Annotated in this window: 10 protein-coding genes; 3 read left to right on the forward strand and 7 right to left on the reverse strand. The window is 64.8% G+C overall.

Annotation, left to right across the window (positions count from 1 at the left end):
- The first annotated feature begins 11 nt into the window (after window positions 1–11).
- Window positions 12–2,672: a pyruvate, phosphate dikinase gene (gene ppdK / locus ACODTA_RS23565; RefSeq protein WP_489069216.1), complete on the forward strand. Its 2,661-nt coding sequence runs from the start codon at window positions 12–14 to the stop codon at window positions 2,670–2,672.
- Window positions 2,673–2,733: 61 nt separating this feature from the next.
- Here ppdK and ACODTA_RS23570 read toward each other — a convergent pair whose 3' ends face one another.
- The 7 genes from ACODTA_RS23570 to ACODTA_RS23600 form a co-directional block, all read right to left on the reverse strand.
- Complete coding sequence (locus tag ACODTA_RS23570; protein WP_489069218.1) at window positions 2,734–3,753, reverse strand: type II secretion system F family protein; 1,020 nt, start codon at window positions 3,751–3,753, stop codon at window positions 2,734–2,736.
- A gap of 13 nt (window positions 3,754–3,766) precedes the next feature.
- Window positions 3,767–4,744, reverse strand: a complete 978-nt coding sequence (locus tag ACODTA_RS23575) for a type II secretion system F family protein (RefSeq protein ID WP_489069281.1) — start codon at window positions 4,742–4,744, stop codon at window positions 3,767–3,769.
- A 62-nt stretch (window positions 4,745–4,806) separates the two neighbouring features.
- A complete protein-coding gene (locus tag ACODTA_RS23580) occupies window positions 4,807–6,096 on the reverse strand; it encodes a pilus assembly protein CpaE (protein ID WP_489069220.1) in 1,290 nt (429 codons plus the stop codon).
- A gap of 2 nt (window positions 6,097–6,098) precedes the next feature.
- Window positions 6,099–6,746, reverse strand: a complete 648-nt coding sequence (locus tag ACODTA_RS23585) for a CpaD family pilus assembly protein (RefSeq protein ID WP_489069222.1) — start codon at window positions 6,744–6,746, stop codon at window positions 6,099–6,101.
- A gap of 14 nt (window positions 6,747–6,760) precedes the next feature.
- On the reverse strand, window positions 6,761–8,365 hold the full coding sequence (locus tag ACODTA_RS23590) for a type II and III secretion system protein family protein (RefSeq protein ID WP_489069224.1): 1,605 nt from the start codon (window positions 8,363–8,365) through the stop codon (window positions 6,761–6,763).
- 1 nt (window position 8,366) lies between these two features.
- Complete coding sequence (cpaB, locus tag ACODTA_RS23595; RefSeq protein ID WP_489069226.1) at window positions 8,367–9,371, reverse strand: Flp pilus assembly protein CpaB; 1,005 nt, start codon at window positions 9,369–9,371, stop codon at window positions 8,367–8,369.
- Window positions 9,372–9,420: 49 nt separating this feature from the next.
- The gene (locus tag ACODTA_RS23600) at window positions 9,421–9,864 is read right to left on the reverse strand and encodes an A24 family peptidase (RefSeq protein ID WP_489069228.1); all 444 of its coding nucleotides are present in this window, start codon (window positions 9,862–9,864) and stop codon (window positions 9,421–9,423) included.
- Between the two features lie 139 nt (window positions 9,865–10,003).
- On the opposite strand from ACODTA_RS23600, the gene ACODTA_RS23605 reads away from it, so the two are divergent.
- Together ACODTA_RS23605 and ACODTA_RS23610 are read left to right on the forward strand one after the other, a co-directional pair.
- A complete protein-coding gene (locus ACODTA_RS23605; RefSeq protein ID WP_489069230.1) occupies window positions 10,004–10,909 on the forward strand; it encodes an alpha/beta hydrolase in 906 nt (301 codons plus the stop codon).
- Complete coding sequence (locus tag ACODTA_RS23610; RefSeq protein ID WP_489069232.1) at window positions 10,909–11,982, forward strand: NAD(P)/FAD-dependent oxidoreductase; 1,074 nt, start codon at window positions 10,909–10,911, stop codon at window positions 11,980–11,982. Before ACODTA_RS23605 ends, ACODTA_RS23610 begins: the two co-directional genes overlap by 1 nt.
- Window positions 11,983–12,022 lie beyond the last annotated feature (40 nt).

The raw sequence follows: 12,022 nt of genomic DNA on the forward strand, positions 1-12,022 counted from the left end.
GGGACGGAACGATGACCCAATATGTCTACCGCTTCGGCGGCGGTGTGTCGGACGGTGGCCAGGGGAACAAGAATCTCCTTGGCGGAAAGGGCGCGAACCTCGACGGTATGGCGTCGATCGGTCTGCCGGTCCCCCCGGGCTTCACGATCACCACCGAGATGTGCACGCGCTATTATGAGGAGGGCGAGAGTTTCCCCGACAGCGTGAAGACCGAGGTCGCGAACGGCATTGCGCATATCGAGGCAGTGACCGGCAAGGTCTTTGGCGACGCGGCCGATCCGCTGCTCGTGTCTGTCCGCAGCGGCGCGCGCGTCTCGATGCCGGGCATGATGGATACCGTCCTCAACCTGGGCCTCAACGACGAGACGGTGAAGGGGTTGGCCGAAACCTCGGGCGACGCTCGCTTCGCCTGGGACAGCTATCGCCGTTTCATCCAGATGTATTCCGACGTCGTGCTCGAGCTCGACCACGGCGCCTTCGAGGAAGCGCTGGAGATCGCCAAGGAAGATAAGGGCTTCCATCTGGATACGCAGATGGGTGCTGAGGATTGGCAGGCATTGGTCGGCGAGTACAAGACGCTTGTCGAGCAGCAATGGGGCAAGCCGTTCCCGCAGGACGTGCATGACCAGCTCTGGGGCGCGGTCGGCGCGGTGTTCGGCTCCTGGCAATCGGAGCGCGCCAAGGTCTATCGCCGCCTGAACGACATTCCGGGCGACTGGGGCACTGCGGTCAACGTGCAGGCGATGGTGTTCGGCAACATGGGCGACACCTCGGCGACCGGCGTCGCCTTCACCCGCGATCCGGCGACGGGTGAGCGCGCCTATTATGGCGAGTTCCTGATCAACGCGCAGGGCGAGGACGTCGTCGCGGGCATCCGCACGCCGCAATATCTGACCCAGGCCGCGCGCGAGCGGGCAGGTGCCAAGCCGCTTTCGATGGAAGAGGCGATGCCGGAGACCTTCACCGAGCTGGCGCGCGTCTTCGATTTGCTCGAAACCCATTATCGTGACATGCAGGACATCGAGTTCACCGTTCAGCAGGGCAAGCTCTGGATGCTCCAGACGCGCTCTGGCAAGCGGACGGCCAAGGCGGCGCTGCGGATCGCGGTCGACATGGCCGATGAAGGGCTGATCACGCGCGAGGAAGCGATCACGCGCGTCGATCCTGCCGCGCTCGACCAGTTGCTCCACCCGACGCTCGATCCCAACGCGCCGCGCGATGTGCTGGCCAAGGGGCTTCCCGCCTCGCCGGGCGCGGCGTCGGGCATCGCGGTATTCGACAGCGACACCGCCGAGAAGCGCGCCGAGATGGGCGATGCGGTGATCCTGGTGCGGACGGAGACCAGCCCCGAAGACATCCATGGCATGCATGCCGCCAAGGGCATCCTGACCGCGCGGGGCGGGATGACCAGCCATGCGGCGGTGGTCGCGCGCGGCATGGGGAGGCCATGCGTTTCCGGTGTCGGCACGCTCGCGATCGATGCGAAGGCGAAGCTGATGCGCGTGGGGGCGCGCGAGGTGAAGGAAGGTGACATCATCACCATCGACGGCGCCTCGGGCGAAGTGATGCTGGGATCGGTGCCGACGGTGCAGCCGGAACTCGCCGGCGATTTCGGTACCTTGATGGAGTGGGCTGACAAGGTTCGCCGGCTCAAGGTTCGCGCCAATGCGGAAACACCGCTCGATTGCCGCACCGCGCGCGAGTTCGGCGCCGAGGGCGTAGGCCTGTGCCGCACCGAGCATATGTTCTTCGATGCCGGCCGGATCACGGCGGTGCGCCAGATGATCCTGGCGGATACCGAAGCGGGCCGCCGCGCCGCGCTCGACAAGCTGTTGCCCGAGCAGCGCAAGGACTTCACCGAGATCTTCGAGGTGATGGCCGGGCTGCCCGTGACGATCCGCCTGCTCGATCCGCCGCTGCACGAATTCCTGCCGCACGAGGAAGCTGAGTTCGCGGAGGTCGCCGCGGCCGCCGATGTCAGCATTGACACGCTGAAGCGGCGTGCGGCGGAACTGCACGAATTCAATCCCATGCTCGGCCATCGCGGTTGCCGCCTGGGCGTGACCTATCCCGAGATCTACGAGATGCAGGCGCGCGCGATCTTCGAGGCCGCGCTCGACGTTGCCGGCAAGTCGGGCAGCGCGCCGATCCCGGAGGTGATGATCCCGCTGGTCGCGACCAGGCGCGAGCTGGAACTGATGAAGACGATCGTCGACAAGACCGCGCAGGCGGTTTTCGCGGAGCGTGGTTCCAGCGTCGATTATCTCGTCGGTACCATGATCGAACTGCCGCGCGCCGCGCTGATGGCGGGCGAGATCGCCGAAGTCGGCGAATTCTTCAGCTTCGGCACCAACGATCTGACGCAGACCACGCTTGGCGTCAGCCGGGACGACGCAGGGCGCTTCCTGACGACCTATGTCGACAAGGGCATCTTCGCGCGCGATCCGTTCGTCAGCCTCGATATCGAGGGTGTTGGCCAGTTGATCGCGCTGGCAGCGGAGCGGGGCAGGGCGACGCGGCCCGACATCAAGCTCGGCATCTGCGGCGAGCATGGCGGAGATCCCGCCAGCATCGCCTTCTGCGAGAAGACCGGGCTCGATTACGTGTCGGCCTCGCCCTATCGCGTGCCGATCGCAAGGCTGGCTGCCGCACAGGCCGCGCTCAAGCCGTGATAAAAATGCCCCGGCATCGAGAGATGCCGGGGCATTTTTCTTTAGCGATCGCGGCGCTTTTTTAAGGCGTCGCGCCAGTCGCCTGTCCACTCAGGAAGCTGTCGGAGATCGAGCAGGCCGCGGGGCCAAGGATCACGACGAACAGCACGGGCAGGATGAACAGGATCAGCGGCACGGTCATGATCGCCGGCAGACGCGCCGCCTTTTCCTCGGCGCGCATCATGCGCTCGTTGCGGAACTCGGCCGAAAGGACGCGTAGCGCCGAAGCGAGCGGGGTGCCGTACTTCTCGGTCTGGATCATCGTGGTGACGACACCGCGAACGGCTTCCAGGTCGACGCGCTGCGAGAGATTCTCGAACGCCATGCGGCGTTCGGTCAGGAAGCCCAGCTCAATCGCGGTCAGCGCGAATTCCTCGCCGAGTTCCGGATAGGCGCGGCCGAGTTCGCGCGAGACCCGGCCGAATGCGGCATCGACGGTCAGGCCGGCTTCGGCGCAGATCACCAGCAGGTCGAGTGCGTCGGGCAATCCCTTGCGGATCGCGTCGCTGCGCTTCTGGATCTTGTTCTGGATGAAGATATCGGGCGCCTTGTAGCTCAGGATCAGCGCACCCGCGGCGAGGCCGAATTTCTTGAACGCGCTCCAGTCCGGGAACCAGTCGAGCACATAGACGCCCAGCACGACGGTGCCGCCGATCACGACGGGCAGGATCATGCGCGCGAAGATGACGGTGACCGCCAGATCCTTCGAGCGAATGCCGGCCTGGGCGAGCTTGATCTGAGCCGCCTTCACCTGCTCGTCCTGCAGAACCTTGAAGACTTTCAGGAATTCGCGGATGCGGTCGGTGGTTTCGCTCTGATGGACAAGCTTTGCGCGACGACGCGACGTCGACGCGACGATGCCCGCCTTCAACTGTTCGCGCCGGGCGTTCAACGCCTTGACGCGCTTGATCATCGGGTCGCGAACGGTCGTCGCAGCGTAAATCGCCACGAGCATGGCGAAAGTCGCGACGGCGGCCAGGATGGTGGCCACCCAGATCACGTCGACTCCCAGCAGGGTCGGTCCGGCAGGTGCGTTGCTCATTTCTATCCGCCCCTTAGATCTCGAAGCTGACCATCTTGGCCATGATCGCGCTGCCGATCCCCATCCATGTCAATCCACCCAGGCCCGCGATGATCAGCCGCTGATCGGTGAAGAACTGACCCATATAATCGGGGCTTTGCATGTAGATCAGCGCGAAGACGAGGAACGGCAAGGAACCGACGATATAAGCCGACGCCTTGGATTCCGACGACATCGCCTTGATCTTGAGCTTCATCTGCGCACGCTTTCGCAGCACGTCCGCCAGGTTCGAAAGGGTTTCGGCGAGGTTGCCGCCGGTTTCGCGCTGGATCGCCAGCGTGATCACGAAGAACTGGAATTCGGGCGTGTTGAGCTTGTCGGCAACGTCCTGCAGCGCGGCTTCCATCGTTCGGCCGATGCGGATCTTGTCGGCGACGGTGCTGAATTCCTCGCCGACGGGTCCGGGAATTTCCTTGGCGACGACGTTCAGCGTCTCGGAGATCGGAAGGCCTGCGCGAAGGCCGCGGACGAGCAGTTCGATGGCATCCGGAAAGCGCGCCGTGAACCCGTTGATCCGCTTCTTGATCAGATAGCCGATCGCCATGTGCGGGATCGCCAGACCCAGCATGACGCCGATCAATGTGGAAAGCGCCCATGGGGCACCCTGCAGCATCGCCAGCATGGCGGCGGAGACCGCGATGCCCAGCGATGCGACGCCATATTGACCCAATGTCCAGCTCTTGCCCGTTCTCAGGATGCGTTGCTTCAGCAACGCGGGATTTGGCAGGATCTGAGATGCGACGCTGTCCATCTTCGTCGCCTGGCGCGCGGAAATCGCCTTGCGCATCTGCGCTTCGATCGAGGCGCTGGCGGACGTGGCATGGCGATCCTTGGCGGAGGAGAGCCGGCGAGACAGCGCCTTGCCGGTCGATGGGCCGGAAAATGCTGCGAAAACCAGCAGCAGCGCGCCCAGCGCTCCTACGGCCAGCATGATCATCGGCATTATCGACATCGGCGTCATCGGCCCGTTCCCTCAATCACGCCGGTTGATCGGCGCTTCCATTCACCACCGGCTCAAGCGACAGCCTTGGTTTTCTTGCCCTTGGGCATCAGCGACTTGATGTCGCCCAGCTTGCCGAGCAGCGACTTGCCTTTGTTCTGGCTGTTGGCATCCTCCGCCGCTTCCTCGACGGTCGAAAGCAGGCGATTCGAGAGCTCCAGGAGCGCCTGGCCAACTTTCGAGCCTTTGCCGGCTTCCGCCAATGGCTTGCCGAGCTTCGCCGCCTGGGCGGCGACCTTGGAGTCGAACGGCACGATCATATCGACCTTGCGTTCGATCGAAGTCTCGAACTCCTTGCGGCTCACCTCCGGAGCGCCCGTCGTCGGCACACGATTGGCGACGACGATCACGCGCGACTGAGGTGAATTGCTCTTCAGCCATGAAAGGATGCGGATCACGTCACGCGCGGCCGCCAGGGTCAGCTCCGTCACGATCACGGCCGCCTGGACTTCCTGAAGCAGATGCGGGTGCTGGACCAGCATGTTGCGCGGCAGATCGATAACCGTGCATTCGAACGCGGCCCGCAGTTCCTCCTGGAGCTGGAAGAAGGCCGATCCGTCGGTCAGCATCGATTGGCTGAGCGGCGCCTCCGCGGACAGCACCGACAGTTTGTCGCTCGCTCGCACCAGGGCGCGTTCGATGAACAGTCCATCGATACGACTGGGATTCTCGATGGCGTCGGTCAGCCCGCGACCGGGTTCAAGGTCGAGCGCGAGCGCGCCGGTGCCGAAATGGACGTCCAGATCCAGGATCGCGGTCGAGCGATTGGAGCGCTCGCCGAACAGCCAGGCGAGAGACGTCGCGACGGTCGAAGCGCCGACGCCGCCCCGCGCACCGATGACCGCGGTCATGACGTGGGGCCGCTCCACGCCGGTCTCTACATGTTTCGGCGCGCTCAGCGTGGCTTGGGCCTGACCGAAGGCGTCCCGAAGCTGATCGGGGTTGAGCGGCTTGAGCAGATAGTCCTGGATGCCGCTCGCGATGAGATCGCGATAGAGGCGGACATCGTTGACCTGGCCGGCGGCGATCACGATCGTGCCGGGTTCGCAGACTTCGGCGAGCGCGTTGATGTCGTTCAGCGGATCGCCCGATTCCGACAGATCGACGAACAGCACGTTCGGACTTGCCGAAACCGAGAGCGACTGGACGGCGTTGCGCAGTCCGCCCTTGTTGACCTTGTCTGGCAGCCAGCCGAGCTCGATCGCGACCGAGCGGAGCGTTTCCGCAGTCATCTCGTCGCAGACATAGGCGCTGAACGGTTCGCGAAGCGCCGCGCCGCGCGAAGAATTCCAGGGTGCGTTCATGGTCATTTTGCTCCCTTGCTGCTCTCTTGCTTCAGATCGGCGGCGCCGGTCGGCGCCTTGTCGCGGAAGGTCTTGATCGCCTTGCTCGAGACGCGCTGATCGGTGCTGCCGACCTGTCCGCGAATGAGATCCTCGGGATTGGCGATCATCGCCGCCAGATTGGTGTTCATCGCGCAGCCATAGTTCGACATGCTCGACGCTTCATATTCCGGCTGGGAAGGGCGGCTCCAGTCAGGGCATTTGGGCACCGACGCGGACATGCGGCTGACGACCACGCGGATCATTCCCCCGGCGACCGCGCCCGTCGTCACCGGCGCTCCATCGTCGAGCAGCAGGCCATAGCGCGCCGCCACGGCAGCCACACCGTCGCGGCTGGCGGCGCTTCCATAAGGCGAAGGGTCATCGACCGAGATGCGATCACCATAGCCGACATGCAACGTGTCGAACCAGCCGGCCAGGCGCTGGGACTCGCCATTGGCCAGTCCGCCATTGCCGCCGGTGTTGAGATCAAGCGCGTAGTCCAACCGGTTGACCACTGGTTGGTGAACCGATTCCAGACCAGCGTTCTTGGTGCCGCCGCACGCACCGAGTGTGAGGCTGAGTGCGAGGAGGAGAGGGCTTGCGGCCTTGCGCAGGACATTGTTCGACATGGAAACCCTCCCAATCAATCGAAGCTGAAACCGGGTTTCGCCGTGGCGACACCCTTGGGTTGCGGCGTTATGGGCGCCTGCGCCACTTTCGGCGTCGGCTGCTCAGGTAGATTGCCGGGCAGGCCACCGGCGGGCAACGAAGCCGCCGGATCGATGCCGGGCTTCACCGTTTGGGGAACTCCCATGGTCGGCACGGGCCGCTTGCCGCCCGTCTTGCCTTCGAAGGTCTGGCCGAGCAGGAATGTCTCGGCGTCGTTGGTCGCGCGATATCCGTCGGTCGGCAGCGCGATCTGGTTGGCCGACACCGGCTTGACCAGATATGGCGTCACCACGATCATCAACTCGGATTCCGCACGCCGCCAGCGCTTGGACCTGAACAGATTGCCGAGTATCGGAAGGTCGCCCAGGAACGGCGCCTTCTCCATTGAGTTGTTGCTGGAATTGCTCAGCAAACCGCCGATCATGAAGCTCTGGCCCGATCCGAGTTCAACCGTCGTCTCGGCGCGCCGGGTCGTGAAGCCCGGAATTTCGAAGTTGTTGAGCGTTACGGCGCCGGCGCTGGTGAGTTGCGAGACCTCGGGGCGAACGCGCATGGAGATGCGGCCATCGGCCAGCACCGTCGGCGTGAACGAAAGGCTGACGCCATATTGCTTGAATTCGACGGTCACGGTGCCGAGATCCTGACTCACCGGGATCGGGATTTCACCGCCCGCCAGGAAGCTTGCCGTTTCACCCGAAAGTGCGGTCAGCGTGGGATTGGCGAGCGTCGTCACCAGCCCATCCGCTTCCGCAAGATCGAGGGCACTGATGATGTCGAGGCCGAAGAGCCGGCCTGCCGCGCCGATTGACGTGATGCCCGCGCCGGGCGCCGCGAACTTGTAGTCGGTGCCGACGATCCGCGGATTTCCGAATGGATCCTTGAGCGTCGGGCTCGTGACATTGGTGATGGTGCCGGGCGAGCGGCCCTGCGCCAGGCCGAACAGGAAACCGCCCGATCGATCCTGCGTCAGCAGGTTGAAGCCGATCTCCTTGCTGATTTCCCGGCTGACTTCGGCGATCTTGACCTGGAGGTTCACCTGCAACGGTGTTGCCGTGCGCAGGCGGCTGATCACCTGGCTGCCGGCGCCGACAAAAGCCTGGGCAAGGCGTTCCGCCTCGGCGGCGTCGTCGGGGCTGGCGACCGTACCGGTCAGCAGCAGCAATCCGTTCATCGGCGTGGCCTGGATCTGTGCATCGGGCATTGCCAGGCGCAGCATCGCATCGACCGAGCCGATATTGGTGCCGACCCTGACATTGGCGGAGTATACGACCTTGCCCGATTTCGACGTCGCGTAGATCGTCGTCTCGCCCGCCGTCTTGGCGAAGACGTAGAGTTGGGTCGACGACCGGACCTGAACGTCGGCGATGTTGTTGTCCGCGACGAAGAGATCGCTCATCGGGGCGGAAAGATTCACCAGCGTGCCGCGGCCAATCGAGAGATTAACGGTGTTCGCGGGCTGCGACGCGCCGGTTGGCTGCGCTTCGAGCGGAGCGGTGCCCGCCGTGCCTGCTCCCAGGGCCAGGACGGCGGCGAGCGCGGTCCCCAGCGCCTGGCGCTTGGTCATATTGACGATCGACATCTTACTTCCCCCCCACCGGGACTTCAGTGACAGTGTTCCCGCGCGCGACCCGGACAACCGGACCTTGCGGCGCATAGGCGACCGACGGCCCGCTGCCGCCCGAAGGCGCTGCGGAGGCGGTACGCTGCGCGACGGGCAGCGAGCGGCGCTGGAAGCGCGAGACATCCGCACCGGTGACAAAGGTCGTATCGGTGTCGATCGGGCGTGACGCGATGGCGAGCAGCATCTGCTTCTCTGCCTTCGGGTCGCCATTCTCGGGCACGGTGACTTCACCTGCGGCGATGGCGCGCTCCAGTTCGGCCGTGTTGTCCGCGATCGAGCGCAGCGACAGCGAGAGCTGGCCGATGGTCTGCGCGACCGCGATCTTCTCGGCGATGCGTGGCGTCGCTTCGATGGTGACCGTCGAGAAGGTCTTGACCTCGGTCTGGCCTTCATCATTGGTGTTGCTGGTGCGCTGGTCGGTAGCGAGCACGCGCAGGTTGCGGATGATGGTTTCGGACGTCTTCAGCGCCGGACCGTCGCCCGAGCCGGCGACTTCCTGCGTCAACACGAGATCGACGCGGTCGCCCGGGAAGACGAAACCGGCCACGCTGGTCGCGGCGCCGACCGAAACGGTCACGGCGCGCATGCCAGGGCCGAGCGCGGCCGCCAGGAAGCCACGGTCGCCGGGCTTGACGAGCGCGCCCTGCGTGATCGGCTGTCCGGCTGTGATCGCGTAGCGGACCACGGTGCCCGACAGCGTCGCCGGATCGGCCTCGCCCTTCAGATAATAGGCGCTCTGGATCAGATCCTTCGGCCAGGGCTGGAAGCGGAAGCTGTCTGGTTCGATGATGGTGCCGACGGGCATGGCGCGCGTCGCGACCAGAACCTCGGGCCCCACCGGCACCGTCGGCGCCGCAGCCGCGCTTGGCGCCGATGCGCCCGAGAACATGCTCTTTGCCATGAAGGCGGTCACCGCTGCGATGAGCAGCGCGCCAACCAGCAATGCGATCTTCTTAACGTCCATGACGACTCTCGCCTCCTGAGCCGGCCCCCCAAAGGCCCGCGATGTTTCATCAAGCAAATTGGTTAAAATAGTGTTCGGACATCACCCAAAGTCCCCCGATGGCGATTGCGACGCCGTAGGGCACTTCAATATTTCCGTTCATTTTGCGTATCTTGTGCGCAGTCCAGGCGATCATCGTGATGACGCCGCCGGCGATCGCCATGATGAACAGCATGTTGAGCAGCGGCACGATCGGCAGCCAGAGCGCCAGTGCGGCGAGCAGTTTGACGTCGCCGCCGCCCATCATGCCGATCGCATAGACGCCCGCGAAAAGCGCGAAGACGCCGATCGCGATACCGATCTGGACGGCGACGTCAGGCCACAGCGCATAATCCGTGGTCCACCAGTAAAGGGGAGCGAGCAATGCGATGGCGGCGACGGTCCAGTGCTCGATGGTCCGGCCCTTGAGGTCGGTGAACACCGCCACGAGCAACAGACCGCCGAGTGCCGCCACTAGAACATGTGCTAAAATTCCCCCAGTCATCCAGCTAGGTCTAGACGCTATGCCTTACGAAACCGTAACCAAGGACATGGCTGATGCATCAGGAGAATTTCCGGCGACCCTCCGCCGGTCCATCCCTCGCGGCGCGGTTGTGCGCAACGAATCGGTTGCGGATGGCTGGTCGCTGCGTGTCTTCGACTGGCCGGCCGATGTCATGCCGGCGCGCGGCACCTTGCTCTTCCAAGGCGGGCGTGGCGACATATTGGAGAAGTATCTGGAATCCTTCGCGCATTGGCATGATCGCGGTTGGTCGGTCACGAGCTTCGACTGGCGCGGACAGGGCGGTTCCGGCCGCCTGAGCGCCAACCCGAACGTTGGCCATGCTGATGATTTCGCGCCCTGGATCAACGACCTTGCGGATCGTTTCGCGATGCTGCGTGCGTCCACGCCCGGGCCACATGTGATCGTCGCGCATTCGATGGGTGGGCATCTCGTGATGCGCGCGCTTCAGGAACGGCGCGTGTCGCCGGATGCCGTGGTGCTGGTCGCGCCGATGCTGGGCTTACAGAGCGCGCCCTTCACGCCGGTGATGGCGGAGAGGGTTGCGCGCTTCATGACCCGGATCGGCGATCCCGCGCGTGCGGCCTGGAAAAACAACGAGCGTCCGGCACCACCCGGCGCGTCGCGGCGCGCCTTTCTGACGCACTCGAACGAACGCTATGACGACGAATTATGGTGGAAGGCGCAGAAACCAGCGCTTGCGCTCGGACCGCCAAGCTGGAAATGGCTGGCCGTGGCCTATCGATCGACTCTCGACACCTTCCTGCCCGATCGCCTGGAAGCGGTGGAAACGCCGATGCTGCTGTTGTGCGCCGATCGCGACAAGCTGGTGCGACCGGCGGCGATCCGCGAGGCCGCGTGCCGGCTGCCCAATGCCGAGCTGCTGCGCTTCGGCGACGAGTCCGCGCATGAGATATTGCGGGAGATCGATTCTGTCCGTGACCGGGCGCTCGCCGCGATCGACGACTTTCTTGACCGGAAGGCTCCGGCCGGCTGATGCGCTACGACATCGCGATCGTCGGCGCCGGCATCGCGGGTGCAAGCCTGGCTGCCGAACTGGCGGCGCACGCATCGGTCGTGATGCTGGAGGCGGAGGATAGCCCCGGCTATCATGCCACCGGCCGTTCCGCCGCGTTCTGGAGCGAAACCTATGGTGGCCCCGCGATCCAGCCGTTGACCACCGCGTCGGGCGCGGCATTGCGGAATGGCGATTTTCTTGATCCGATGGGGGCACTGCACATTGGCCGCGTTTCGGACCGCGCAGCCTTTGATGCATTGTATGAAGCTTTCGCGGCGAGCGACGTCGTGCTGACGCCCGTTGATCCGGCGGCTCATGTCCCTGGTCTCAGGCCCGAATGGACGCTGGGCATGTTCGAGCCGAGCTGCGCCTATATCGATGTCGGCGCGCTCCATGCCGATTTCCTGGTGCGGGCGCGCAGGCACGGCGTCGAATTGCGCACGAGGGCCGCGCTTCGCTCGGCCACGCGGGATGGTGCGGGATGGGTCATCGATAGCGCGGCGGGGCCGGTCCGCGCGGATATATTGGTCGACGCGGCAGGCGCATGGGCGGATCCCGTGGCGCGATTGGCTGGCGTCCGGCCGCTCGGTATCAAGCCCTTTCGCCGGACCGTGGCGCAGATCCGCACGACGCCGGTGCGCCCCGATGCGCTGCCGATCGTGATCGACATCGGCGGAGGTTTCTATTTCAAACCGGAAGCGGGCGGGCGACTCTGGCTGACGCCACATGACGAAAGCCCGACCGATCCCTGTGATGCGGCGCCCGAGGAAATCGATGTCGCGATCGCGATCGACCGGTTCGAGGGGGCGGTCGACTGGCGGGTCGACGCCGTCGAGCGGAAATGGGCGGGATTGCGCAGTTTCGCGCCCGACCGGCGGCCGGTCTATGGCTTCGATCGGGCAAGGCCCGGCTTCTTCTGGTGCGCGGGGCAGGGTGGTTTCGGTATCCAGACCGCGCCGGCCGCCGCCAGGCTGGCGGCGGCGCTGATCCTAGGGCAGTCGCCCGATCCGGGCATCGATCCGGCGATCTACGATCCGGCACGGTTCGAATAGGCTTGGCAGATGCGTCTCGCGCGCTAGTCTCGATTGATCG

The organism is Sphingomonas sp. FG14, from assembly GCF_057809675.1.